Source organism: Rhizobium sp. PK7-22, from assembly GCF_056530405.1.
Window position 1 is genome coordinate 996,512 of record NZ_CP096514.1, and the last position, 22,854, is coordinate 1,019,365.

Annotated in this window: 27 protein-coding genes; 13 read left to right on the forward strand and 14 right to left on the reverse strand. The window is 63.6% G+C overall.

Features of this window, described 5'->3' with window-relative positions:
• Positions 1 to 20: 20 nt before the first annotated feature.
• Together M1E10_RS09490 and M1E10_RS09495 are read right to left on the reverse strand one after the other, a co-directional pair.
• Entirely contained in the window at positions 21 to 1,226 is a 1,206-nt protein-coding gene (locus M1E10_RS09490) for an MFS transporter (protein WP_499176106.1), read from the reverse strand.
• A 55-nt stretch (positions 1,227 to 1,281) separates the two neighbouring features.
• Complete coding sequence (locus M1E10_RS09495) at positions 1,282 to 1,902, reverse strand: TetR/AcrR family transcriptional regulator (RefSeq protein WP_499176107.1); 621 nt, start codon at positions 1,900 to 1,902, stop codon at positions 1,282 to 1,284.
• A gap of 178 nt (positions 1,903 to 2,080) precedes the next feature.
• Between M1E10_RS09495 and M1E10_RS09500 the strand changes: the two genes are divergently transcribed.
• Entirely contained in the window at positions 2,081 to 2,248 is a 168-nt protein-coding gene (locus M1E10_RS09500; RefSeq protein ID WP_499176108.1) for a hypothetical protein, read from the forward strand.
• A gap of 201 nt (positions 2,249 to 2,449) precedes the next feature.
• Entirely contained in the window at positions 2,450 to 2,599 is a 150-nt protein-coding gene (locus tag M1E10_RS09505) for a hypothetical protein (protein WP_499176109.1), read from the forward strand.
• On the opposite strand, the gene M1E10_RS09510 is transcribed toward M1E10_RS09505, so the two are convergent.
• The 3 genes from M1E10_RS09510 to M1E10_RS09520 all read right to left on the reverse strand — a co-directional run bounded on the left by M1E10_RS09510 (position 2,596) and on the right by M1E10_RS09520 (position 5,293).
• Positions 2,596 to 2,787, reverse strand: coding sequence for a hypothetical protein (locus M1E10_RS09510; RefSeq protein WP_499176110.1), 192 nt, complete (start codon positions 2,785 to 2,787; stop codon positions 2,596 to 2,598). The two genes, M1E10_RS09505 and M1E10_RS09510, sit on opposite strands and share 4 nt — an antisense overlap.
• Positions 2,788 to 2,928: 141 nt before the next feature.
• Complete coding sequence (locus M1E10_RS09515; RefSeq protein ID WP_499176111.1) at positions 2,929 to 4,035, reverse strand: TRAP transporter substrate-binding protein; 1,107 nt, start codon at positions 4,033 to 4,035, stop codon at positions 2,929 to 2,931.
• A gap of 151 nt (positions 4,036 to 4,186) precedes the next feature.
• Positions 4,187 to 5,293 carry a TRAP transporter substrate-binding protein gene (locus M1E10_RS09520; protein ID WP_499176112.1) on the reverse strand — a complete coding sequence of 369 codons (1,107 nt, stop codon included), beginning with the start codon at positions 5,291 to 5,293 and terminating at the stop codon, positions 4,187 to 4,189.
• A 237-nt stretch (positions 5,294 to 5,530) separates the two neighbouring features.
• Between M1E10_RS09520 and mbfA the strand changes: the two genes are divergently transcribed.
• Entirely contained in the window at positions 5,531 to 6,517 is a 987-nt protein-coding gene (mbfA, locus tag M1E10_RS09525; RefSeq protein ID WP_499176113.1) for a VIT1/CCC1 transporter family protein, read from the forward strand.
• A 69-nt stretch (positions 6,518 to 6,586) separates the two neighbouring features.
• Here the strand turns inward: mbfA and M1E10_RS09530 are convergent, their stop codons facing one another.
• Complete coding sequence (locus M1E10_RS09530) at positions 6,587 to 7,201, reverse strand: transglutaminase-like cysteine peptidase (RefSeq protein ID WP_499176114.1); 615 nt, start codon at positions 7,199 to 7,201, stop codon at positions 6,587 to 6,589.
• A 119-nt stretch (positions 7,202 to 7,320) separates the two neighbouring features.
• Positions 7,321 to 8,145, reverse strand: a complete 825-nt coding sequence (locus tag M1E10_RS09535) for an alpha/beta hydrolase (RefSeq protein WP_499176115.1) — start codon at positions 8,143 to 8,145, stop codon at positions 7,321 to 7,323.
• A gap of 178 nt (positions 8,146 to 8,323) precedes the next feature.
• Here M1E10_RS09535 and infC point away from each other — a divergent pair, with 178 nt between their 5' ends.
• The 8 genes from infC to M1E10_RS09575 all read left to right on the forward strand — a co-directional run bounded on the left by infC (position 8,324) and on the right by M1E10_RS09575 (position 15,352).
• A complete protein-coding gene (gene infC / locus M1E10_RS09540; protein ID WP_499177135.1) occupies positions 8,324 to 8,860 on the forward strand; it encodes a translation initiation factor IF-3 in 537 nt (178 codons plus the stop codon).
• Positions 8,861 to 9,008: 148 nt separating this feature from the next.
• The gene (locus tag M1E10_RS09545; protein ID WP_499176116.1) at positions 9,009 to 9,491 is read left to right on the forward strand and encodes a hypothetical protein; all 483 of its coding nucleotides are present in this window, start codon (positions 9,009 to 9,011) and stop codon (positions 9,489 to 9,491) included.
• Positions 9,488 to 10,174: a hypothetical protein gene (locus M1E10_RS09550; RefSeq protein WP_499176117.1), complete on the forward strand. Its 687-nt coding sequence runs from the start codon at positions 9,488 to 9,490 to the stop codon at positions 10,172 to 10,174. The genes M1E10_RS09545 and M1E10_RS09550 overlap by 4 nt, the downstream gene beginning before the upstream one ends.
• A 148-nt stretch (positions 10,175 to 10,322) precedes the next feature.
• Positions 10,323 to 10,526 (forward strand): large ribosomal subunit protein bL35, encoded by a 204-nt coding sequence (gene rpmI, locus M1E10_RS09555; RefSeq protein WP_499176118.1) that lies wholly within the window; start codon positions 10,323 to 10,325, stop codon positions 10,524 to 10,526.
• 39 nt (positions 10,527 to 10,565) lie between these two features.
• Positions 10,566 to 10,970, forward strand: a complete 405-nt coding sequence (gene rplT, locus M1E10_RS09560) for a 50S ribosomal protein L20 (RefSeq protein ID WP_499176119.1) — start codon at positions 10,566 to 10,568, stop codon at positions 10,968 to 10,970.
• 156 nt (positions 10,971 to 11,126) lie between these two features.
• On the forward strand, positions 11,127 to 12,209 hold the full coding sequence (gene pheS / locus M1E10_RS09565) for a phenylalanine--tRNA ligase subunit alpha (RefSeq protein WP_499176120.1): 1,083 nt from the start codon (positions 11,127 to 11,129) through the stop codon (positions 12,207 to 12,209).
• A 15-nt stretch (positions 12,210 to 12,224) separates the two neighbouring features.
• Entirely contained in the window at positions 12,225 to 14,648 is a 2,424-nt protein-coding gene (gene pheT / locus M1E10_RS09570; RefSeq protein ID WP_499176121.1) for a phenylalanine--tRNA ligase subunit beta, read from the forward strand.
• Between the two features lie 83 nt (positions 14,649 to 14,731).
• Entirely contained in the window at positions 14,732 to 15,352 is a 621-nt protein-coding gene (locus M1E10_RS09575) for a hypothetical protein (protein ID WP_499176122.1), read from the forward strand.
• Positions 15,353 to 15,356: 4 nt separating this feature from the next.
• Here the strand turns inward: M1E10_RS09575 and M1E10_RS09580 are convergent, their stop codons facing one another.
• The 5 genes from M1E10_RS09580 to M1E10_RS09600 all read right to left on the reverse strand — a co-directional run bounded on the left by M1E10_RS09580 (position 15,357) and on the right by M1E10_RS09600 (position 18,373).
• Complete coding sequence (locus tag M1E10_RS09580; protein WP_499176123.1) at positions 15,357 to 15,581, reverse strand: DUF3072 domain-containing protein; 225 nt, start codon at positions 15,579 to 15,581, stop codon at positions 15,357 to 15,359.
• A gap of 82 nt (positions 15,582 to 15,663) precedes the next feature.
• Positions 15,664 to 15,885, reverse strand: coding sequence for a hypothetical protein (locus tag M1E10_RS09585; RefSeq protein ID WP_499176125.1), 222 nt, complete (start codon positions 15,883 to 15,885; stop codon positions 15,664 to 15,666).
• Between the two features lie 77 nt (positions 15,886 to 15,962).
• Positions 15,963 to 16,955 (reverse strand): aldo/keto reductase, encoded by a 993-nt coding sequence (locus M1E10_RS09590; protein WP_499176126.1) that lies wholly within the window; start codon positions 16,953 to 16,955, stop codon positions 15,963 to 15,965.
• A 14-nt stretch (positions 16,956 to 16,969) separates the two neighbouring features.
• Entirely contained in the window at positions 16,970 to 17,419 is a 450-nt protein-coding gene (locus M1E10_RS09595) for a GNAT family N-acetyltransferase (protein ID WP_499176127.1), read from the reverse strand.
• A gap of 3 nt (positions 17,420 to 17,422) precedes the next feature.
• Positions 17,423 to 18,373: an aldo/keto reductase gene (locus M1E10_RS09600; RefSeq protein ID WP_499176128.1), complete on the reverse strand. Its 951-nt coding sequence runs from the start codon at positions 18,371 to 18,373 to the stop codon at positions 17,423 to 17,425.
• Between the two features lie 168 nt (positions 18,374 to 18,541).
• On the opposite strand from M1E10_RS09600, the gene M1E10_RS09605 reads away from it, so the two are divergent.
• Entirely contained in the window at positions 18,542 to 19,528 is a 987-nt protein-coding gene (locus M1E10_RS09605; protein WP_499176129.1) for a Gfo/Idh/MocA family protein, read from the forward strand.
• Here M1E10_RS09605 and M1E10_RS09610 read toward each other — a convergent pair.
• Complete coding sequence (locus M1E10_RS09610; RefSeq protein ID WP_499176130.1) at positions 19,525 to 19,899, reverse strand: GtrA family protein; 375 nt, start codon at positions 19,897 to 19,899, stop codon at positions 19,525 to 19,527. The two genes, M1E10_RS09605 and M1E10_RS09610, sit on opposite strands and share 4 nt — an antisense overlap.
• Complete coding sequence (locus tag M1E10_RS09615) at positions 19,896 to 20,885, reverse strand: glycosyltransferase (protein WP_499176131.1); 990 nt, start codon at positions 20,883 to 20,885, stop codon at positions 19,896 to 19,898. The genes M1E10_RS09610 and M1E10_RS09615 overlap by 4 nt, the downstream gene beginning before the upstream one ends.
• A gap of 119 nt (positions 20,886 to 21,004) precedes the next feature.
• On the opposite strand from M1E10_RS09615, the gene M1E10_RS09620 reads away from it, so the two are divergent.
• Positions 21,005 to 22,843, forward strand: coding sequence for a hypothetical protein (locus M1E10_RS09620; RefSeq protein WP_499176132.1), 1,839 nt, complete (start codon positions 21,005 to 21,007; stop codon positions 22,841 to 22,843).
• The last annotated feature ends 11 nt before the right edge of the window (positions 22,844 to 22,854 follow it).

Consider the following 22,854-nt stretch of genomic DNA (forward strand, 5'->3'; position numbering starts at 1 on the left):
GCGGGAGAAACGCTGCTTCTCTAGGAACGGTTCTCGGTCATGAAATGGCCAAGCGCGATGACGGGCAGCGCCAGGCCGATCATCGAGGCGAGCATCCAGCCGCCTTCCGCAAAGGCCCAGGCGCCCACGGCCGAGCCGATGGCGCCGCCGCAGAAGAAGGTGGCCATGAAGAGGCCGTTCAGGCGGCTGCGCAGGTCGGCACCCAGGCCGTAGATCGCCCGCTGGCCGATCACCAGTGTCATGGTGACGCCGAAATCCAGAAGAATGGCCGCAACAGTCAGGAGCGCCAGCGCCATCGTCGAGCCTTCCGGGGCGATATGGGTGATGAGCAAGGCAATGGCGACCGAGGCGATCCCGAACATCGTCGCCGGCCGGCCGAGGTCGCGGTCGGCGAGCCGTCCGGCAATCGGAGAGGCGATGGCACCGGCCACGCCGGCAAGCGCGAAGAGGGCGATCCCCGCCTGCGTGAGCTGGAAGGCAGGCCCGGCCAGGAGCAGCGGCGTCACCGTCCAGAACAGGCTGAAGGCGGCGAACTGGCACGCCTGGTAGAAGGCGCGGCGGCGCAACACCGGCTGCGTCGCATAGAGCTGCCCCATGGAGGCGATCAGGCCGACGTAGGAAAGCCGGGTCTGCGGCACCCGCTTCGGCAGGCGCACCGCGAGCAGGCATCCGAGCAGGATCATCACGCCCGCCGAGAGGAAGAAGACGAGGTGCCAGGAGGAAAAGCGGGCGATGAAGCTTGCGATCGGCCGGGCCATCATGATGCCGACCATCAGGCCGCTCATGACGTTTCCGACCACCTGTCCGCGCTGCGCATCCGGCGCAAGGCTCGCGGCAAACGGCACGATCATCTGGACGGCCGTGGAGGCGAGGCCGATTGCCAGTGATGCGGCGAGAAACGGCAGGGCGGCTGTCGAGAGGCCGGCGGCCAGGAGTGCGACAACCGTGGCGCCGATCATCGTCAGGATCAGCCGGCGGTTCTCGACGAGATCGCCGAGCGGCACGATCAGCAAGAGGCCGATGCCATAGCCGATCTGCGTCAGCGTCACGATCAGCCCGGTCAGATGGGCCGGCAGGCCGATGGAGGCGGCGATCGGCCCCGCGAGCGGCTGCGCGTAATAGAGGTTGGCGGCGATGAGGCCGCAGGCGGCCGCCATCACGAAGGTCATGGCGCCAGAGAGGCCCGAGGGCGCAAGCGGAGCGGCTGTGTTGGTCTGCACGGTCATCGGATGGTTTCCCTTGGGAGGATAGGAGTGAAGATGGGGCCGTGATGCGGCGATTTCAGGCGAGGATCCTGAGGATGGCTTCGGCCGAGGCGAGTGAGGCACCGTCATGGCGCCCTGTCTTGCCGGCGATGCGGATGCCCTGCAGGTAGGAGAAGATGGCGAGTGCGGCACCGGACGCATCCACAGACCCGGAGATGGATCCGTCGGCCTTGCCATCGCGAATGAAGCCTTCGATCCGCTCCACGAGGCGGGCATTGTGGCCCCCCACGCGCTCGGCGACCTCGTCGTCGAAAAGGGTGAGTTCGACGGCTGCCCCGATCGCGAGGCAGCCGCGCCGCCCGGTCTCGCCGCAGGCAGCTTCCGCGTAGAAGCGAAGCAGAGCCGCAACGCAGGCGCGACCGCTGGTGGCCTGCGCAAGCTTTGCGTCGAGACGTGCGGCGCGCACCGTCTTGTAGCGGTCGAAGGCGGCGAGGAAGACGGCGCGCTTGTCCTTGAAGGCCTTGTAGATGCTGCCGGCAGTCAGCCCCATGGCGTCCTTCAACTCGGAGATCGACGTGCCGTGGTAGCCCCGTTCCGAAAACACGAGGATGGCGGCGTCGAGGGCTTCGTCGAGGTCGAACTCGCGCGGACGCCCGGGAGCGCGGACGGTCTGTTTAGACTGGGTATCGGTTGTCATCGTTGCAACACTATTAGGAAACGATCGTTTCCAAATAGTCGAGGAGCTGACAACCGTCAAGTCTCCAATGTTTGGGAGAGCGGGTGCGCAAGCCTTGGCATTCGCAAAAGATTGCGGAACAGATCGCGGCAAGCATGGTTAGCCCCTTGTCCCCCAACCAGAAAGACGGAGGCAGATCATGACCAAGAGCGATGTGAAGGACGCCGTGAAGCGCGCGGAAAAGCAGGTGGAAAACACCAGCGCCGGCGGTCATCTCGGTGGCACGCATTTTGGCCAGGCACCGGATGGCAAAACATCTTCTGCGAATACCAACGTCGGCAACAATCGCCCAAACACTGGCGCCTGATCCATCAGGCATCAGATCAGGACCCCGCTACATTCAGCGTGCGGGGTCTTTTTGTCGCGCACGACATTTGCGCTGAATCAATCCAGGCGCATCCGGCGGGCGCTAGCGGGTGGGCAGTGTCGCCCTGGCGGATGGAGAGGTTCGGTGTTCAGGTTGATGGCCCAGGCCATACTGTCGACTGCGGGCCTGGGATTGGCATCCATGGCAGCGGGACAGGACGTGGTGTTTCCTGCCTCCCCGATGGTGGGAGCGCTGCTCGCCATGGCTGCGGCAGCCGTGCTCATCTGGTGCGCACCGCGCCTGTGGTGCTGGCTGATGACCCACCGGCCTGCGGCAGGCGGTGCCCGTTAGCGCAGGCTGGCGCCAGGAGCAGCAGTTGTAGGCGTCGACAGGTCTTCCGCCAGATAGACGCGCGCAGAGGACGATCCGTCGTCCATCGTGGCGGCGAGGAAGCCGCCACCTGCAAGAGCAGCAAGCATGAAGAGCACTGTCGTGCCCAGGCCGCCTTTGGCCTGCCGCGAGGTAGTTGGGTACGCCATGGAAGTCCCTCCGATTTATGTCGCAACAACGGATGATGGCGCTTTGCAGTTCCCTGGTTTCCTCCTGAAAAGTAGACAATTCTAATAGAACAAGCCCCGACATGCGGGGCTTCCGGAATGCTTGGCTGCTGGTCGGTCGGTCTAGAGAGCGCCGGCTCGTTGCTGGATCATCATGAAGGTGTCGTAGCTGTATTCGGCCACCTGCGTCCAGAGATAGGCATCCTTCTTGAAAGCCAGCTGGCTGTCGTAGAGCGTCTTGAAGGCAGGGCTCTTTTCCGACAGTTCGGCATAGGTCTCGATGGCGGCCTTGTAGCAGGCCTCCATGATCTCCTGGCTGAACGGCTTCAGGATGGCGCCATCGGCCACCAGCTGCTTCAGGGCTACCGCGTTGCGGGCATCGTAGTTCGCCAGCATGTTGTTGTTGGCGGACGCGCAGGCATTGGCCAGGATCTGCTGATAGCTCTTCGGCAGTTCGTTGAACTTCGCCAGATTGAAGAAGGCATGCATGGCCGGGCCGCCTTCCCACCAGGCGGGGTAGTAGTAGTACTTGGCGACCTTCTGGAAGCCGAGCTTCTGGTCGTCATAGGGGCCGACGAATTCGGTGGCGTCGATCGTGCCCTTTTCCAGCGCCGGATAGACGTCGCCGGCGGCAATCTGCTGCGGCGTCACGCCGACCTTGGTCAGGATCTGGCCGGCAAGACCGGCGATCCGCATCTTCAGACCCTTCAGGTCTTCCAGCGTATTGATTTCCTTGCGGAACCAGCCGCCCATCTGGGTGCCGCTGTTGCCGGCGGGCAGCGCGTAGAGGCCGCGCGGCGCCAGGAACTCGTTGATCAGGTCGTTGCCGCCGCCGGCCGTGAACCAGGCATTGGTCATGCGGGCATTGAGGCCGAAGGGAATGGCGGTGCCCAGCGCAAAGGCCGGATCCTGGCCGATGTAGTAATAGGAACAGGTATGCGCCATTTCGACGGTGCCGTTGGCGACGGCATCGGCGGCCTGCAGGCCGGGCACGATCTCGCCGGCGGCGAAGATCTGGATGGTGAACTGGCCGTCGGTCGCATTGCTGACGCTGTCGGCAATCTCGTTGGCGGCGCCGAAGATGATGTCGAGGTTCTTCGGGAAGGAGGAGGTGAGCCGCCAGGTGATCTTGGGGCGATCCTGCGCCAGCGCAGGGGCTGCAAGCGGCAGCACGGCGGCTGCTCCGGCGCCGGCCGTTGCGGCCTGCCGTAGGAAGTTGCGACGGTTCATGGTTTCCTCCTCGGATGCGTTGTGCGGATCTCGCTGACGGTATTACGGACTTGGCACGCGACGCGGCAAGCGGAATCATCTGCCGCGTCTTCGACCAAGGGAGGCAAATGGGGGAGAAGGAGCCGACGAGCGCCGGCTCCCACCGGACGACTTACAGGTTGCCGTTGCGCTGCTGGATCATCATGAAGGTGTCATAGCTGTATTCGGCGATCTGTGACCAGAGGTAGGCGTCCTTCTTGAAGGCCTGCTGGCTGTCGTAGATCTTCTTGAATGCCGGGTTCGTCGCCGAGATTTCGGCGTAGGTCTCGAGCGCTGCCTTGTAGCAGATGTCGAGGATCTCCTGGCTGAAGGGGCGCAGGATGGCGCCCTCGGCGACGAGTTCGCGCAGGGCGACCGGGTTCTGGGCATCGTAGCGCTCCAGCATGCTGGCGCTTCCGGCAGCGCAGGCGTCCTGCAGCATGCGCTTGTAGTTCTCCGGCAGGCCGTTGAACTTCTCCAGGTTGACGAAGGCGTGAACCGCTGGACCGCCTTCCCACCATGCCGGGTAGTAGTAGTACTTGGCGACCTTGTGGAAGCCGAGCTTCTGGTCGTCGTAGGGCCCGACGAATTCGGTGGCGTCGATGGTGCCCTTCTCGAGTGCCGCATAGACGTCGCCGCCGGCGATCTGCTGCGGCGTCACGCCGACCTTGCTCATCACCTGGCCCGTGAGACCGGCAATGCGCATCTTCAGGCCCTTGAGGTCCTCGATCGTGTTGATTTCCTTGCGGAACCATCCGCCCATCTGGGCGCCGGTGTTGCCAAGCAGGATGGAGTGGATGTTGTGGCCGGCGAGGAATTCGTTGAGCAGCTCGTTGCCGCCGGCCTGGTTGAACCAGGCATTGGTCTGGCGCGCATTGAGGCCGAAGGGAACCGAGGTGCCGAGCGCAAAAGTCGGGTCCTTGCCGACATAGTAATAGGAGCAGGTGTGCGCCATTTCGACCGTGCCCGAGGACACGGCATCCGCTGCCTGCAGCGGTGGGACGATCTCGCCGCCGGCAAAATGCTGGATCACGAAGTTGCCGCCGGAGGCTTCGCGCACGTGGTCGGCCACGATCTGGCCCGCGCCGAAGAGGATGTCGAGGCCCTTGGTGAAGGAGGAGGTCATGCGCCAGGTGATCTTCGGGTTTTCCTGCGCGATTGCCGGCGCTGCAAGGGTCGCCGCGGCCGCGACGCCGACGCCGGCAGTGCCGGCCTGACGGATGAATGTTCTGCGGTTCATGGAAGGCACGCCTTTCTGAATGATGCACGGCTGTCGCCGTTACTGCGGCCTTCTAATTCGATCATTTCAGGAACAGCAAGGAAAAAATGACTTTGATTGCGTGCGGCGCCGCCGGCGCTTTCGCTTTGTTTCGCATACGAGGCGGAAGTCTCGTCCCGTCAAGTCGCCGCGGTCGAGGCTCTTGAAGTTCCGGCGCAAATCAATAGATTAGAATAATTCTAGGTTTTGGAGCACCCAATGATTGCCGCTCTTCTTCCATCCCGTCGCCGTCGCCCCTTCGATACCCTCAGCGAGGAGGAGATCCTTGCGCTCGCCATTGGCGCCGAGGAGGAGGATGCGCGCATCTACCAGGCCTACGCCGAAAACCTCCGCGAACAGTACCCGGGCTCTGCGAAGGTCTTCGATGACATGGCAGAGGTCGAGCAGACCCACAAGAACATGCTGATCGAGATGTTCCGCACCCGCTTCGGCGAGCGGATCCCGCTGATCCGGCGCGAGCATGTGGACGGATTCTACGTCCGGCGGCCCGACTGGCTGGTGAAGAACCTGCCGCTCGACAAGATCCGCGCGCAGGCCGAGGCGATGGAGGAGCAGGCCTATCGCTTCTATACGCTGGCCGCCAGGCGCGTCAGCGACGCCTCGACCCGGCGGCTGCTCGGCGATCTGGCGCTTGCCGAGCAGGGTCATGAAGAGATTGCCCGTATGCTGGGTGAAGAGCATGTCGGCGAAGAGGGCCGGAAAACGGAGGACGAGACCGCACACCGCCAGTTCGTGCTGACCTATGTGCAGCCGGGACTGGCAGGGCTCATGGACGGCTCGGTCTCGACGCTTGCCCCCATCTTTGCGGCAGCCTTCGCGACCCAGGATACCTGGTCGACCTTCCTGATCGGCCTGTCGGCCTCCGTCGGGGCGGGCATTTCCATGGGCTTTACGGAAGCTGCCCACGACGACGGCAAGCTCTCCGGTCGCGGCTCGCCGCTGAAGCGCGGGCTGGCCTCCGGCATCATGACCACCGTCGGCGGTCTGGGCCACGCGCTGCCCTATCTCATCCCGCATTTCTGGACGGCGACGCTGCTCGCCGGCCTGGTCGTCTTCGTCGAACTCTGGGCGATCGCCTTCATCCAGAACCGCTACATGGAAACGCCCTTCCTGCGCGCGGTGATGCAGGTGGTCTTCGGCGGTTCGCTGGTGCTGGCGGCCGGCATCATCATCGGCCACGCCTGAGGCCAGCCGGAAATGAAAAAAAAGCAGGCCGCGGCCTGCTTTTTGATGCTTCAGTGTCTACCGGTTGGGTTAGCGCAGGGCGCCGACCACCACGTCGCGGCCGTTCTCGATGCTGACCCAGCGGCCGGTGTCGAACGAGGCCTGGCGCTTCAGGAAGGTGTAGGAGGTCTCGTACCAGGGCTTCACCTCGTCATTGAGGTTGTCGAGCACGAAATCGCCCTGTTCGGTGCGGACCGTCAGGACGGCGTGCCCTTCGCCATCCGGCTTGCGCACCACGGTGATCAGCAGATCGGCGAGTGAGAAGCCCTTGGCGGCCAGCTCGCGGCGCTTGAGGAGAGCGTAATCCTCGCAGTCCCCGACATCCTTGGGGTAGGACCAGACTTCTTCCCGTCCATAGATGTCCTTGTCGGTCATCGCATGGATCCTGCCGTTCACGGAGGCGTTGATTTTCGTCAGGAGAGCCCAGCCATGCGGCGTCAGCTTCGGCGCCGGCCTGGAGGCAAGGCGCTGGCTGCACTCTCGCGGGAAGGCGCGGCAGAACTCATAGTGGCCGATCGGCTGAGAGGTCACCGACCCGGTCACCATGCTGGCCAGCGCACGGGGCGCCGGGATCGCAGCGGTCGTAGGCCCAAATATAGCGAGTAGCAATACGGGTAAGTATCGCGCCTTCAACGTGTATTGCATGGACCCGTCCCTCCAAGTCTTAACAAAAGGTTAAGGCGCTAGGGGCGGGACTGTCAATCGATCAACTTTTACGGATCCCCACCAACTTCCAATATGGTTAAAGGTGGTGCATTTCGGTCTCAGCTTATTTTTAAGTCATCATTTATGAGGGCTCCAACCGCGGCGAGCATCTTTGCGATGTCCTGGGGCCGTGAGAGCCGGTGGTCGCCATCGCGGATCAGCGTCACTACGACATCCTCGGCCGGCAGAAATTCGACGAGCTTCAGCGCGTGCCGGTAGGGAACGTCCGCATCCTGCATCCCCTGGAGGATATGAACCGGGCATCCGGTCTCGATGATGCCTGTGAGAACGCGGTTTCTCCGCCCGTCTTCGAGAAGCTCCCGGGTAAAGATGTTCGGCTCGGGGCTGTATTCGGACAGCTCTTCGAAATGTCCCTCTTCGGCGAGCGCAAGGCGCTGCTCCTCGGTCAGATGCGGCTCGATGAGCTCGGACGTGAAGTCCGGCGCCGGTGCGATCAGCACGAGGCCGGCAAGCCGCGGGCCTGCGGCTCGCAGGCGAAGCTCCTGGGCCAGCCGGAGCGCGATCCAGCCGCCCATCGAGGAGCCGACGAGGACGAGCCGCTCCGGCTTCAGGTGGTCGATAACCGCCAAGGCCTCCTCCAGCCACCGCGAGATCGTGCCCTGGCGGAATGCGCCACCGGAGGCGCCATGTCCGGAGTAGTCGAAGCGGATGGCGCCGAGCCCCTGGCGTGCGGCAAAGGCATCCATCTCGGCGGCCTTGGTGCCGGTCATGTCGGACCGGTAGCCGCCGAGCCACAGCAGCGTGGGGGCTGTGGACGCCGGTGGCGGTGGCCGGTAAAGGATGGCGATCGTCCGTTGATCGCCGCTGGTGCCGACGGTGACACTCTTGTGTTGTGGGGGCGTGACTTCGGACAGATCCGTCATGGCGTACTCCTTTGCTGAAGCCGGGCTTATAAAACAGATTCTTATCCGGCGGCAGCAGGTGATTTTTCTGCGGGACTATGCTATTGACAACGCTGTCGCGATTACGACATTGCCGAGGCCCGCTGAAACGCCGGGCATTTGGCCGAAATTTACGGAAACAGCCTAGGAGAATACGACCATTCGCAGACCGTTCAAAGCCGATGCCCCCGTCAAGGATGGGCCGCGCTCAAACCGGGATATCCGGATTCCGAAGGTTCAGCTGATCGACGCCGAGGGAAACAACCTCGGGCCTATCGCGACAGAAGAAGCTTTGAGGATGGCCGAGGAGGCCGGGCTTGATCTCGTCGAGATCTCCCCGAACTCGGAGCCGCCGGTATGCAAGATCCTTGATCTGGGCAAACTGAAGTACGCCAACCAGAAGAAGGCGGCCGAAGCGCGCAAGAAGCAGAAGATCGTCGAGATCAAAGAGATCAAGATGCGCCCGAACATCGACACCCACGACTACGAGGTGAAGATGAAGGCGATGAACCGTTTCTTTGACGAGGGCGACAAGGTCCGCGTCACGCTGCGCTTCCGCGGCCGCGAAATGGCCCACCAGGAGCTCGGCATGAAGCTCCTGCAGCAGGTCAAGGAAGACACCCACGAAATCGCCAAGGTGGAAGCCGAGCCCAAGCTCGAAGGCCGCCAGATGATGATGGTGCTGGCGCCGAGATAGGCGTTGATGCACGAGCGTCATCACAAGGGCTGGCGCTGCGCCGGCCCTTCTTGTTTTTATTCGCACCTACAATCTTTGGCTGCATAAGGTTGATTGAACCAAATCCGTTTCCATCTATAATTGCAATCCTCGCGAAGGAGAGCACCAGATGAACGGCACGGTTAACTCAAGCGATACTTATCTCGACAAGCTGAAGAAGAGCATGCCCGGCGAGGTGACAGCGCTTTATCTTTCGCTGAAGCTGCTCGCCACCGAGCGGCTGATCGGCGGCAGAACTCCAGATCCGACGGTTATCATGGACTACCTCAAGGTGATCATCCCGGTGATCTGCGTGATGCTGGTGGTTGCGGCCGTCTATCTCTACGCAATGGATCACATCCGTAACCCGGTGCAGATCGGAGTGACGGTCGTCTCCCTGTTCATCTGGGCTGTAGCGATGGACATCAGCTATCTGTCGCAGGCAGCTGAGGTGTATCGCTTGCCGTGGCTTTTCGACGTGCTGGCGCGCAACAGCGTTCTGTTCCTGATGCTGGTGTTCATCTGGAACTTCAGCATTCCGATGATCTACGCGTTGCAGGATCGCATTTCCGGCGTGCGACCACCGCCGCCCGGGCAAGGAGTGAAGGGATGAAAAGATCAATCCTCTTGCCCGTGCTGTTCTTGCTGATGACTGGCTCGTCTGGCGCACATGCGCAGACAGAGCAGCCAGAGGGCTCCAGCTTCTGGGTGGAGCCAAGGCAATCGTTGAAGAGGGCCGAATTTCTGGATGTCGACAGGGCGTTCTGGCTGGCGCTTGTCTTGAAGGCGGGGCAGGGCGGGCCGTCGCAGAAGCGGAATGCGCAGCTCGCCGAAGAGTTCGCGCCGCTGCAGCCGGGAAACTGCAAGGTGGTGGACCCGCGAGCATTCAGTGGCAACAACCTGTGGCTAATGCTGAACAATGCGCCGATCGATGACGCCCGACCTTCCGAAAAGGTGCTGAAGGTTCATGCAGAGCATTTCAGCCGGTCGCCGGGAGAAGCGGCGCAGCGTGCACTTTTGCGCAGGAACACCTATGACGACATCGCCTTTACGGTGAATTCAGCGCTGGATGCCGAGGTCGATCCGGCAAGCCGCGTCGTGTTCTACTCCAACGCCCGGACCAGCGCTGCGATACGGCTGTCGATCGAGGCGGTCGGTGACAGTGACATCGACGACAATGTCGCTGGACACTATCTTCTCGTGCTGGACCCGTCGTTGCTGGCGGATGGCTACTTTCCCGAATGCCGCCGTCGCGGTGGCTTCGGCCTGCGCGATCTCTTTCGCCGGGCCGGCTGATCGGCAATCGGGAGAGGCAGTTGCGCTTTTATCCGACTGCGGTTATAAGCGCGCGTCCGAACGGTCCGGCAGGGCATGCCGTGGCCGTTCTTAATGCTTGAAACAGGCGTCGTCTGCCGGTTTCTCTAAAAAGATATGGAGTAGCAAAATGCCCAAGATGAAGACGAAATCCTCCGCCAAGAAGCGGTTCAAGATCACGGGTTCCGGCAAGGTTCTCGCAGCTGCCGCCGGCAAGCGCCACGGCATGATCAAGCGGTCCAACAAGTTCATCCGCAACGCACGCGGCACGATGGTCCTCGCCGAACCAGACGGCAAGAAGGTCATCAAGAACTACCTGCCGAACGGTCTCTGAGACCCTTTCGCTTTTTGGATCATTTAAGGAGATCATGACATGGCACGCGTAAAACGTGGCGTAACTTCCCGCGCCAAGCACACCAAGACCCTCAAGGCAGCCAAGGGCTTCTACGGCCGCCGCAAGAACACCATCCGCGCCGCAAAGGCTGCGGTGGATCGTTCGCGCCAGTTCGCCACCCGCGACCGCAAGGTCAAGAAGCGCAACTTCCGCGCCCTGTGGATCCAGCGTATCAACGCTGCCGTCCGCGAGTCCGGCCTGACCTACGGCCGCTTCATCGACGGCCTCAACAAGGCCGGCATCCAGGTCGACCGCAAGGTCCTGTCCGACATGGCCATCCATGAGCCGGAAGCTTTCGGTGCGCTCGTCGCAGCTGCAAAGACCGCTCTTGAATACCTCAAGGACGCCGGCACGACGAACGAGTTTGAAAGCGCGGTCAAGTAACCAGCGCTTCCCAGGCTCATCGCTTGTAGATTTGGGAACCCGCGCTGGCTTCGGCTGGCGCGGGTTTTTCATTGTTGTCGGTGTCTGTTTTGACTATCGACACAACAGACACCGACAGACTGCGAATATTCTCTCCGAGCATCAACGGAAGACATCATGTCCGATCTGGAAGACCTCAAGACCTCCATTCTGGCGGAGATTTCCGCGGCCGGCGACGAGGCCGCCATTGAAGCCGTGCGTTTGAACGCCATGGGCAAGAAGGGCTCCGTGTCCGAGCTCCTGAAGACGCTGGGGACGATGAGCGCCGAGGAGCGCCAGACCCGCGGCGCCGCCATCAACGCGCTGAAGATCGAGATCACCGAGGCGATCAACGGCCGCAAGATGGTCCTCAGGGACGCTGCGATCGATGCGCGGCTGAAGGCCGAGACGGTCGACGTCACGCTGCCGGTGCGCTCATCGCCGGCTGAGCGCGGCCGCATTCATCCGATCAGCCAGATCGTTGACGAGATCACCGCAGTCTTTGCCGACATGGGCTTCTCGATCGCCGAAGGTCCGGATATCGAGACCGACTATTACAACTTCACGGCGCTGAACTTCCCCGAAGGCCATCCGGCCCGCGAGATGCACGACACCTTCTTCTTCCAGCCCGACGAGAGCGGCGAGCGCAAGGTTCTGCGCACCCACACCTCGCCGGTGCAGGTTCGCACCATGGAAGCCCAGAAGCCGCCGATCCGCATTGTCATCCCCGGCAAGACCTACCGGCAGGATTCAGACGCCACCCATTCGCCGATGTTCCATCAGGTCGAGGGGCTGGTCGTCGACAAGAAGAGCCATGTCGGCCACATGCGCTGGATCCTCGAGGAATTCTGCAAGACCTTCTTCGAGGTCGACAGCGTCACGATGCGCTTCCGGCCGTCCTTCTTCCCCTTCACAGAGCCGTCCTTCGAGGTCGACATCCAGTGCGACCGTTCCGGCCCGATCGTCAAGTTCGGCGAAGGCTCCGACTGGATGGAGATCCTCGGCTGCGGCATGGTGCATCCGAACGTGCTGCGCGCCGGCGGGCTTGATCCCGATGAATACCAGGGCTTTGCCTGGGGCATGGGCCTCGATCGCATCGCCATGCTGAAATACGGCATGCCGGACCTGCGCGACTTCTTCAACGCCGACGTCCGCTGGATGAACCACTATGGCTTCCGCCCGCTCGACATGCCGACGCTGTTCGGCGGTTTGAGCGCCTAAAGGGGAGATGACGACATGAAATTCACACTCTCCTGGCTGAAGGATCATCTGGACACGGATGCCACGCTCGACGAGATCTGCACGCGCCTCACGGCGATCGGGCTTGAGGTCGAGGACGTCGACGACAAGGCGGCCTACAAGCCCTTCGTCATCGCCAAGGTGGTCTCGGCGGAACCGCATCCGCAGGCGGACCGCCTGAAGGTGCTGATGGTCGATACGGGTGACGGCAAACCGGTGCAGGTGGTCTGCGGCGCACCGAATGCCCGCGCCGGTCTCGTCGGCGCGCTGGCCCGGCCGGGCACCTATGTGCCGGGCATCGACGTGACCCTTTCCGTCGGCAACATCCGCGGTGTCGAAAGCCACGGCATGATGTGCTCCGAAAAGGAGCTCGACATGTCCGACAACCACGACGGCATCATCGACCTGCCCGAGGATGCGCCGGTCGGCACGGCGTTCGCGACCTACGCCGGCCTTGACGATCCGGTCATCGAGATCAACCTGACGCCCAACCGCCCGGACTGCACCTCGATCTACGGCATCGCCCGGGATCTCGCCGCCTCCGGGCTCGGCAGGCTGAAGAGCCACGGCAAGCCGGACTTCAAGACGGACGGCGAGACCGCGATCGACCTGAAGATCATCCTTGATGACGAGCGGCTCTGCCCCGGCTTCGGCCTGCGCCTCGTGCGCGGCGTCAGGAACGGCCCGAGCCCGGCCTGGATGCAGCGGCGCCTGAAGGCGATCGGCCTGCGTCCGATCAATGCGCTGGTCGATATCACCAACTACATGACCTTCGACCAGGGCCGGCCGATGCACGTCTTCGACGCCGCCAAGGTCAAGGGCGGCCTGACGGTGCGCCGGGCGCTGGCGGGCGAGACGGTTCTGGCGCTCGATCAGCGGGAATACACGCTGACGCCGAACAACGTCGTGATCGCCGACGACAACGGCGTGGAATCCATCGGCGGCGTCATGGGCGGCGAGCATTCCGGCTGCGACGAGAACACCACCGACGTGCTGATCGAATCGGCGCTCTGGGACCCGATCAACATCGCCAAGACCGGCCGCGCGCTCGGCATCATCACTGATGCCCGCTACCGCTTCGAACGCGGCGTCGATCCGGAATACATGATGCCGGGCCTGGAGCGCACCACGGAACTGGTGCTGCAACTCTGCGGCGGTACGGCTGCCGAGGCGAAGATCGCAGGCTACAAGGGCGTCGAGCCGAAGGTGATCGACTTCCCGACCGCCGAGGTCAAGCGCCTGACGGGCCTCGACGTCTCGGCCGAGGAAAGCCGCGAGATCCTCATCCGTCTCGGCTTCGGGGTCGCCGGGGAAGGCCCCCGCTTCTCCGTCACGGTGCCCTCCTGGCGCCCGGACGTCGACGGCAGGGCCGATCTCGTCGAAGAGGTGATGCGCATCCATGGCGTCGACCAGATCCTGCCAGAGCCGATCGAAAACCTCGGCGCCGTCAACACCCGTATCCTGACCACGCTGCAGATCCGCACCCGCACCGCCAAGCGCGCGCTCGCCGCCCGCGGCATGCTGGAGGCGGTTACCTGGTCCTTCATCCCGGAAGATCAGGCAAAGCTCTTCGGCGGCGGCGCAGCCTCGCTGAAGCTCGCTAATCCGATTGCGGCCGACATGTCCGACATGCGGCCTTCCCTGCTGCCGGGCCTGCTGACGGCCGCCCAGCGCAATGCCGACAAGGGCTTTGGCGACGTGGCGATCTTCGAGGTCTCCGGCACCTATGAGAACGACCGTGCGGAAGGCCAGCGGCGTGTCGCCGGTGGCATTCGCCGCGGCACGGCCTCGATCAGCGGCTCCGGCCGTCTGTGGTCCAATGCCATCAAGGGCGGCGGCAAGCCGGTCGATGTCTTCGACGCCAAGGCCGATGCGCTGGCGGTGCTGGAAGCCTGCGGCCTGCCGATGGGCAATGTCCAGGTGGAGAAGGGCGCGCCCGGCTGGTACCATCCCGGCCGCTCCGGCACGATCAAGATGGGTCCCAAGGTCGTGCTCGGCTATTTCGGCGAGTTTCATCCAAAGACGCTCGGCAGTCTCGACGTCTCCGGCGCGCTCTGCGGCTTCGAAGTCTATCTCGACGCCATGCCGGAGCCGAAGAAGAAGGCGACCCGCACCAAGCCGGGCCTCGAGCTCTCGCCGTTCCAGGTGGTCAAGCGCGACTATGCCTTCGTCGTCGACAGCACGGTGGAAGCCGGCGCGATCATCAAGGCCGCCACCAGCGCCGACCGCAAGCTGATCGCCGGCGTCAACGTCTTCGACGTCTTCGAAGGCGCGTCACTCGGGGAGGGCCGCAAGTCGGTCGCCATCGAGGTCATGATCCAGCCGGTGGAGCGGACGCTGACCGATGAGGACTTCGAGGCGCTGACGGCCAAGATCGTCGGCAACGTCGAAAAGACCACCGGAGGCGTGCTGCGCGCCTGAGCCTGGATCAGTAACGGGTGGTAAGGCCTCCGGCCACAAGATAGCCTGTCCCTCCGGGGCAGGCGTTTTTGTGAGGTGAAGGAATGCGCGCACCGCAATCGATGAAGGGGCTGGAGGAGCTTGGCCGGGTCAGGCTCTCGGACAACTTCTTCTTCCGCGATTTCCTGTTCTCCGAGATTGCCGCCGTCCACGGCATTGCCAATGTCCCGGACGATCCCGATCTCGCGATCGAGGCCGGGCGGCGGCTTTGCGGGGAATTGCTGGAGCCTTTGCAGGCGACATTCGGTCGCCTTCACGTGCGCTCCGGGTACCGGGCGGCAGCGGTCAACGCGTTCGGAAATCGCAAGGGATTGAACTGCGCGACGAATGCAGCCTCCGCCGCCGACCATATCTGGGACAGGCGCGACGCTGACAGCTGCATGGGTGCCACGGCCTGCATCGTCGTGCCGTGGCTGATCGATCGGCACCCGGGGGAGGGTGGCTGGCAGCCGATGGCCTGGTGGATCCACGACCACCTGCCCTATGCCTCGCTCTGCTTCTTCCCCAGGCTCTGGGCCTTCAATATCCAGTGGCACGAGCGGCCCGTGCGCCGGATCATGAGCTATGCGCAGCCGCGCGGCGTCCTGACAAAGCCCGGGATGGCCAACCATGACGGTGACCACTCCTTGCTGTACCAGGGATTTCCGCCGCTGACAGGGCGCTGAAGGGCTAGAGCTTCAGCTTCTCCTTCAACGCATCGATGCGCTTCGAGGCCTCCGCCTTCGACAGATCCTCGGCGAATGCGTCCGGATCGTGCGCCTGCTCCGACAGGGTCTTCAGGTAGGACCCTTGGGCGCCGGTCATCGGCTCGCCGCCGCTGACCCAGTCTTCCGGATCCTTTTCCGTGTTCGACTGCGGATCGGCGTCTGTCTTGGGATTGTGTTGATCGGTCATGGGCACCTCGCTTTCTGTTCACCAAACGTTCCTATCCTCATTCCGTTCCCTTGAGGTGGAACGGAACAGCCGGATGGGATTGTCAGGCAGACCCGCGCTGTGGCTTCTCGATCTGTTCCTTCACCTCACGCTCCAGCTGTTCGCGTGGAGCGTCCGACGCTTCCCTGTCGGAAGAATCAGCCTGCGCATCGTCGAGACCGACAGTTCCGCCGCTGTCGTCGGGAATGCCGCCACCCGTCTGGGCAATGGTGTCGTTGCGCGGCCGGTCGTTCATGCCGGTGGTGATCTTCTTGTCGTCGTCCATGGTCTGCCTCCTGTTTCCAGAGACAGAACCAGCGGCGCCGCCGTTTGTGCCAGCGGCGCCTCGGAAAGCATGACGTGCTAGCGGTTGGTCATCGCGGCGACGGCGTCGGAATAGCGCTTTCCGGAGAACTTCTCCGGCGCCAGAAGCTCGCCGAGCGTGGTGATTTCCTCCGGTGTCAGGGAGATGTCCGTGGCGGCGATATTCTGCTCCAGGTGCGGGATCTTGCGCGCGCCGGGGATGGGCACGATGAAATCGCCGCGATGCAGCACCCAGGCGAGCGCCAGCTGGGCCGCCGTCACGCCCTTCTCCTGCGCCATCTCCTCCAGCAGTTTCACGAGCGAGGCATTGGCGGCCATATTCTCGGCGGAGAAGCGCGGCAGCGTCGTGCGGAAATCGTCGGCACCGAAATCCTCCGGCTTCTGCACCTTGCCGGTGAGGAAGCCGCGGCCGAGCGGCGAGAACGGCACGAAGCCGATGCCGAGCTCGCGGCAGGTGTCGAGGATCTCGCCCTCCGGGTCGCGGGTCCACAGCGAGTATTCGCTCTGCAGCGCCGAGACCGGATGCACCGCATGGGCCCGGCGCAACGTCGCCGCACTCGCTTCCGAAAGACCGATCGCCCGCACCTTGCCTTCCTTCACGAGATCGGCGAGCGCACCGACCGTCTCCTCGATCGGTACGTCCGGATCGACCCGGTGCTGGTAGAAGAGATCGATGACGTCGACGCCGAGCCGCTGCAGCGAGGCTTCCGCCACCGCGCGGACATGCTCCGGACGGCTGTCGGTGCCCGAAGGGCGGGCAGCCTTGGCCTCATCGCCGATGGTGAAGCCGAACTTCGTGGCGATCATCACCTTGTTGCGGTAGGGCTTCAGTCCCTTGCCGACGAGGATCTCGTTGGCGAACGGCCCATAGACCTCCGCCGTGTCGAAGAAGTTGACGCCGAGCTCCACGGCGCGGTGCAGGGTGCGGATCGCGTCCGCCTCCTCCTGGCCGCCATAGCCGTGGCTCATGCCCATGCAGCCGAGGCCGATGGCGGAAACGGTGAGATGCGGGCCAAGCTGTCTGGTCTTCATGACGTTCTCCTTGCTCAGAATTCGATGCGGTAGCGGATATGGCCGTCGGTTTCGACATAGCTGTCGTAGAGCTTCCGGGCCGTCCGGTTGTCTTCGGCGGTGTGCCAGTAGAGGCGCGACCAGTTGTTCTGGCGGCAGAGCGCGACGAGATCGTCGAGAAGCGCACGGCCGACGCTTCTCCCGCGGGCGGCTGCATCGACGTAGAGATCCTCGAGATAGCAGTCGAGGTTGTGGATCCAGGTGCCCTCATGGGTCAGCGACAGGCTGAAGCCCGCCACCCGCCCGTCTACTTCGGCAACTCGCATGAAGATCGCCGAGCTGTCGCCGATCGCCTTCGACCAGGTGGCGTTGGTGATCGCCGGATCGAGGCCGAGCTTGTAGAAGGCAAGGTAGTCGGCCCACAGATCGCGCCAGCGGGCTTCATCCTCCGGCCGGGCTGCACGAACGGTTACGGCTGTCGTCATGCCCTACGCCCCAGCTTCGTCGAGAAGCTTCATCTGCCCGTCCGACAGCGTCAGATTGCCGGCGGCGAGCATCGTTTCCAGCTGCGACAGGCTGGTGGCGCTGGCGATCGGAGCCGTCAGGCCAGGTTTGCGCAACAGCCAGGCGAGCGCGATGCTGGCCGGTGCCGCATCGGTCTCGACGGCGATCTCGTCGAGTGCCGCAAGGATGCGAAAGCCCTTGTCGTTCAAATAGTCGCCGACCCGGTAGCCGCGCGACGAACCCTCGGTGTCTTCCTTCTTCCGGTACTTGCCGGTGAGGAAGCCGGCGGCGAGAGCGTAGTAGCTGATGACGCCGATCTCCTCGCGGATGCAGAGCTCGGCAAGCGGCCCCTCGAACTTGTTGCGCGTGTAGAGATTGTACTCGGGCTGCACTACGTCATAGCGCGGCAGGCCATCGCGAGCGGCGACGTCGAGTGCTTCCTGCAACTGCCCTGCGTCAAAATTCGAGCAGCCGATCGCCCGCACCTTGCCCTCGTCCTTCAGGCGGACTAATGCCCCAAGCGTCTCCTCGTGCGCCACCGCATCGTCCGGCTTGTGGGAGAGGTAGAGGTCAATGTAGTCGGTGCCGAGCCGCTTCAGCGACGCCTCCACAGCCTCCATGATCCATTTGGCGGAGAGGCCGGTCTTCCGACCGTCGTTGTCGAAGCCGACCTTGGTGACGATCACGGCCTTGTCGCGGGAGACGGTGCCGCGCTTCAGCCACTTGCCGATGATGGTCTCGCTCTCGCCGCCCTCGTGCCCGTCGACCCAGGCGGAATAGACGTCTGCCGTATCGATGGTGTTGAAGCCGGCGTCGAAGAAGCGATCGAGCAGGTCGAACGAGGTCTTCTCGTCGGCCGTCCAGCCGAACACATTGCCGCCGAACACGATCGGCGCGACGGAAAGGCCGGTACGGCCGAGGGGACGCTGTTCCATGATATCTCCAGAGATGATGCGGCGAATGCCGATCTGCCGAATGTATGGTCTCGCCGGCATCTGTCAAAGCCTCAATGCAGAATGGAATGTCCTTCGTGCACCTCCTGCGTTGCATCGACAGAGGCACGACCATATGGTGCGGCGGCAATTCAGGTGAGGGAGAGAAGCATGTTGCGTTTTGGAATTCTGTCGACGGCAAAGATCGGCAAGGACGCAGTCGTTCCGGCAATTCAGGATGCCGAGAACTGCGTGGTGACGGCGGTCGCCAGCCGCGATCTCGCCAAGGCCCGCGCCATGGCGGATCGTTTTTCGGTGCCGCATGCCTTCGGCTCCTATGAGGAGATGCTGGCCTCCGACGTGATCGATGCCGTCTACATTCCGCTGCCGACGAGCCAGCATGTGGAGTGGTCGATCAAGGCAGCCGACGCCGGCAAGCACGTGCTGTCGGAAAAGCCGATCGCGCTGAAGGCCGAGGAGATCGAGACGCTGATCGCTGCCCGCGACCGCAACAAGGTGCTGATCTCGGAAGCCTTCATGGTCACCTATGCACCTGTCTGGCTGAAGGTGCGCGAACTGCTGGCGCAAGGCGCCATCGGCCGGCTGCGCCACGTCCAGGGGGCCTTCACCTATTTCAACCGCGATGCCGCCAACATGCGCAACATTCCGGAACTGGGCGGCGGCGCGCTGCCGGATATCGGCGTCTATCCGACCATCACCACCCGCTTCGTCACCGGAAAGGAGCCGCTGCGCATCCAGGCCGTGACCGAGCGCGATCCCGATTTCGGCACCGACATCTATTCCAGCGTCAAGGCCGACTTCGGCGGTTTCGAGATGAGCTTCTACATCGCCACCCAGATGGCCAACCGCCAGGTGATGGTCTTCCACGGCACCGAAGGCTTCATCGAGGTGAAGTCGCCGTTCAACGCCGACCGCTGGGGCGCCGAGGAGATCGAGCTTTCCAACCAGAAGCACACCGAATCTCAGATCTTCCGCTTCCAGGACAGCCGCCAGTACCGCCGCCAGGCGGAATCCTTTTCGCGCGCCGTCGCCGGCGAGAAGGTGGAGATCGTGTCGCTGGAGAACTCGCTGAACAACCAGAAGTTCATCGACGCCATCTACCGCGCCAGCGCGCACGACGGCTGGGAAAAGGTCTAGCGCCTGAACACAAAGCGCGAATAGCCGAAGAAGCTGTAGGCCATGGCGGCGAGCGAGGCGAGGACGATCGCCGCCACCGGCTGCAATCCAGGCAGTCGGTAGATCAGCGCGGAATAAATGCCGTAGTTGAGGAGAGCGGCGGTGATCCCGACCGCCCAGTAGCGAAAGCCTTCGGCGAGAACCGAGGAGGACGACCGGCCGAAGGTGAAGGTGCGGTTGAGGAACCACGTCGCCGCCATGGCCGATAGGATGGCCGGAACCCGGGCGACGAACGGGCCTGCGGGCGTCAGCGTGATGAGCAGATGTGTGAGGCCGGCGTCTATGGCAAACCCGGTCCCGCCCGCCAGGACGAACCAGATCAGTCTCCTCATGCCGCGTCTGCTCCGCGCGCCGCTTCCGGAGCGACAGGCGGTTCTGCGCGTTCGGTTCCTGCCACCCGTGCAAGGCTCATGTAGTACAGGCGCAGCTGTTCGCTGCGGGCACGCGACACGGAGTCGAGGATCAGCCCGGCCGTGAAGACCAGAAGCGCCACCATCATCAGCGCCATCGACGATATCCATGTCGGCACGAGCGTCACGAATCCCGTCTGGAAGTATTCCGCCAGCACCGGCAGCATGAAGCCTATGCTCGTTGCCATGATCGCCGCGCTGATGATGCCGAAGAAGGCGAAGGGGCGGGTCTCCTTCATCAGCATGGCAAACATCCAGAGGATCTTGCCCCCGTCTCGGACGGTGGAGAGCTTCGAGTGCGATCCTTCCGGCCGGCGGCCGTAATGCAGCTCGATCTCGCTGACCGGAAGTTTCAGCCGAGACGCGTGTACCGACATTTCCGTCTCGATCTCGAACCCGCCGGAGACGGCGGGGAAGCTCTTCACGAAGCGGCGCGAAAAAGCGCGGTAGCCGGAGAAGATGTCGGTGAAGTCGCGGCCGAAGATCGTCCGGTAGAGAAGGTTGAAGACCCGGTTGCCGGCGGCATGGCCCTGGCGACCGGCATCCGCCAGCACCCCGCGGCGGGTGCCCACCACCATGTCCGCGTGCTCCGTCAGCAGCGTGCGGATCAGTTCCTCGGCGTCGGCGGGTGCATAGGTCCCGTCGCCATCGGCCATCACGTAGACGTCGGCATCGATGTCGGCAAACATCCGCCGCACCACATGACCTTTGCCCTGGCGGCGCTCGCGCACCACCTGCGCGCCGGCGAGCATTGCCTTTAACGCCGTGCCGTCGGTGGAATTGTTGTCGTAGACGTAGACGCGGGCGGTCGGCAGCGCCGCACGGAAGCCCGCCACCACATCGGCAATGGTGGCCGCCTCGTTGTAGCAGGGCAGCAGGACGGCGATGTCGAGAGAGCCGGCGATCATGATTTTCACTCGCTACCTGGAAAATCGGCGCAGGAGGTGGGCCAGCGCAACGGCTTTACTATTTCTTGGGAAGGTTAAGGCTAGGTTTCCGGGACCCGGAAAACAAAAGCAATATCATGATGACAAATGCCACAGGGGCAAGCCTCCAGGAGAGCCGGCCGGAGCGTCGGTCGCTTTCGAACCGGCTCTGGCTGCTGGCGATCCTCTATGCCCTGGTGACGTCATCGGTCCTGCTGGCGATGTTCATCCCTTCCGCCACCGATTATGTCGGCGGCGACAACGACGACGTCATGCGGCTTGTCGAGGTGCGCGATTTGCTTGCCGGCCAGGGCTGGTTCGACCTGATGCAGTACCGTCTCGGGCTCGAAGGCGGAACGCCGATGCACTGGTCGCGGCTCGTCGACCTGCCGATCGCGCTGATGATCCGCTTTGGCGGTCTGTTCCTGCCGCAGGTCCAGGCGGAGGCCGTGGCGCTGACGCTGTGGCCGCTGCTGCTGATCCCGCTGCTCCTCTATCCTCTGGGCCTGGCGGCGCGACGCCTGGGCGGTCCCGGGGCCATGCACATCGGGATGGGCCTCGGCTGCCTGTTTGTCTTCACCAGCATCCGCTTCCACCCTGGCGCCATCGATCATCACAATCTGCAGCTGGTGCTGGCGATCTGGGTGGCGGCAATGCTCGTCGATCCTCAACGCCGCCGGTCGAGCTATGCGGCGGCCGGTGCTGCCTGTGCGCTGGCGGTTGCGATCGGTGCCGAGACTGTGCCCTTCGTCGCGGCCGCCTGCGCGGTCGTCGCGCTGCAGTGGATCTGGCATGGGCAGGCTTTGGACCGGCCGGTCCGCGCCTTCGGCCTGTCGCTGACGCTGGTGATTTCCGCCGCCTTCGTCCTGACGGTGCCGCCACAGTCCTACGGCGTTGTCACCTGTGACAGCCTGTCCCTCGGCTTCTATGCTCTCTCCGCCACCGGAGGCCTGCTGCTCTCCCTGGCGACATGGCTGCCCTGCACGGCCACGCTGCAGATGCGAATGGTGGTGGGCGCAGTGATTGCCGCAATGCTGCTCGGTGCGGCAGGCGTGATTGCTCCTCAATGCCTCGCCAGCCCGCTGGCGGGCCTTGACCCGATGCTGGTCCGGCTGTGGCTGGGCGCGGTCTCCGAGGCGCAGCCCCTCTGGCAGATCCTGCTGCGGGAGCCGCATGCCGTCGGCGGCTTCTATGCGGTAGGGCTCATGGCGCTCGCCGTCTGTATCTTCCGCGCCATTGGCGATGAGCAGCGGGAGGCGCACCTCGTCCTGCTTCTGCTGATTGCCGTGAACTGGGGGATCTCGCTCGTCCAGGTGCGCGGCTTTGCCTTCGCCAACCTCCTCGCCATCCTGCCGCTGGCGCTGCTGATCACCGACCTTCGCCACCGGTCGCAGAAAGAGCCCGGAAATGCCAATCTGGCCGTTGCCTATGTGGCGACGGTCCTGGCGACCGTTCCGGCCGTTTGGGCTCTCGGTGGAGCGTTGATTGCCACGGGTCTCGAGGAGCCGATCGGCCTGCAGACGGTGACGCAGGATACCGGTTCACAGGAAAAGGGCGAATGCTCGAGCGAGGCGGATCTGGCGCTGCTCGCCCAGATGCCGACGGGCGTTGTCGCTGCACCCTCCAACAGCGGTGCCGAAATCCTTCGGTTCACGCCGCATCGGGTGCTGTCTGCCCCCTATCACCGCAATCAGGGCGGCATGCTGACGGAACTGCACATCGGCCTGGCGCCGCCTCGGGAGGCCCGCGCCTTCCTCGCCGGCGCGGGAGTGACGCTCCTGGCCTTCTGCAAGACCGATCCGCAGACGAAGATGTTGATCGACATGAAGAGCGACGGCCTCTATGCCGCCCTGTCGCGCAACGAGGTGCCGAACTTCCTTCAGCCGCTGGGCGGCTCCGAAGACGGCTTTCGGATCTTCCAGGTGCTGTCGGACGGTTGACGCTGAAAAGA

Coding starts and splice junctions, on each gene's coding strand:
- M1E10_RS09490 (WP_499176106.1), bottom strand. CDS start 1,226: ATGACCGTGCAGACCAACACAGCCGCTCCGCTTGCGCCCTCGGGCCTC.
- M1E10_RS09495 (WP_499176107.1), bottom strand. CDS start 1,902: ATGACAACCGATACCCAGTCTAAACAGACCGTCCGCGCTCCCGGGCGT.
- M1E10_RS09500 (WP_499176108.1), top strand. CDS start 2,081: ATGACCAAGAGCGATGTGAAGGACGCCGTGAAGCGCGCGGAAAAGCAG.
- M1E10_RS09505 (WP_499176109.1), top strand. CDS start 2,450: ATGGCAGCGGGACAGGACGTGGTGTTTCCTGCCTCCCCGATGGTGGGA.
- M1E10_RS09510 (WP_499176110.1), bottom strand. CDS start 2,787: ATGGCGTACCCAACTACCTCGCGGCAGGCCAAAGGCGGCCTGGGCACG.
- M1E10_RS09515 (WP_499176111.1), bottom strand. CDS start 4,035: ATGAACCGTCGCAACTTCCTACGGCAGGCCGCAACGGCCGGCGCCGGA.
- M1E10_RS09520 (WP_499176112.1), bottom strand. CDS start 5,293: ATGAACCGCAGAACATTCATCCGTCAGGCCGGCACTGCCGGCGTCGGC.
- mbfA (WP_499176113.1), top strand. CDS start 5,531: ATGATTGCCGCTCTTCTTCCATCCCGTCGCCGTCGCCCCTTCGATACC.
- M1E10_RS09530 (WP_499176114.1), bottom strand. CDS start 7,201: ATGCAATACACGTTGAAGGCGCGATACTTACCCGTATTGCTACTCGCT.
- M1E10_RS09535 (WP_499176115.1), bottom strand. CDS start 8,145: ATGACGGATCTGTCCGAAGTCACGCCCCCACAACACAAGAGTGTCACC.
- M1E10_RS09545 (WP_499176116.1), top strand. CDS start 9,009: ATGAACGGCACGGTTAACTCAAGCGATACTTATCTCGACAAGCTGAAG.
- M1E10_RS09550 (WP_499176117.1), top strand. CDS start 9,488: ATGAAAAGATCAATCCTCTTGCCCGTGCTGTTCTTGCTGATGACTGGC.
- rpmI (WP_499176118.1), top strand. CDS start 10,323: ATGCCCAAGATGAAGACGAAATCCTCCGCCAAGAAGCGGTTCAAGATC.
- rplT (WP_499176119.1), top strand. CDS start 10,566: ATGGCACGCGTAAAACGTGGCGTAACTTCCCGCGCCAAGCACACCAAG.
- pheS (WP_499176120.1), top strand. CDS start 11,127: ATGTCCGATCTGGAAGACCTCAAGACCTCCATTCTGGCGGAGATTTCC.
- pheT (WP_499176121.1), top strand. CDS start 12,225: ATGAAATTCACACTCTCCTGGCTGAAGGATCATCTGGACACGGATGCC.
- M1E10_RS09575 (WP_499176122.1), top strand. CDS start 14,732: ATGCGCGCACCGCAATCGATGAAGGGGCTGGAGGAGCTTGGCCGGGTC.
- M1E10_RS09580 (WP_499176123.1), bottom strand. CDS start 15,581: ATGACCGATCAACACAATCCCAAGACAGACGCCGATCCGCAGTCGAAC.
- M1E10_RS09585 (WP_499176125.1), bottom strand. CDS start 15,885: ATGGACGACGACAAGAAGATCACCACCGGCATGAACGACCGGCCGCGC.
- M1E10_RS09590 (WP_499176126.1), bottom strand. CDS start 16,955: ATGAAGACCAGACAGCTTGGCCCGCATCTCACCGTTTCCGCCATCGGC.
- M1E10_RS09595 (WP_499176127.1), bottom strand. CDS start 17,419: ATGACGACAGCCGTAACCGTTCGTGCAGCCCGGCCGGAGGATGAAGCC.
- M1E10_RS09600 (WP_499176128.1), bottom strand. CDS start 18,373: ATGGAACAGCGTCCCCTCGGCCGTACCGGCCTTTCCGTCGCGCCGATC.
- M1E10_RS09605 (WP_499176129.1), top strand. CDS start 18,542: ATGTTGCGTTTTGGAATTCTGTCGACGGCAAAGATCGGCAAGGACGCA.
- M1E10_RS09610 (WP_499176130.1), bottom strand. CDS start 19,899: ATGAGGAGACTGATCTGGTTCGTCCTGGCGGGCGGGACCGGGTTTGCC.
- M1E10_RS09615 (WP_499176131.1), bottom strand. CDS start 20,885: ATGATCGCCGGCTCTCTCGACATCGCCGTCCTGCTGCCCTGCTACAAC.
- M1E10_RS09620 (WP_499176132.1), top strand. CDS start 21,005: ATGACAAATGCCACAGGGGCAAGCCTCCAGGAGAGCCGGCCGGAGCGT.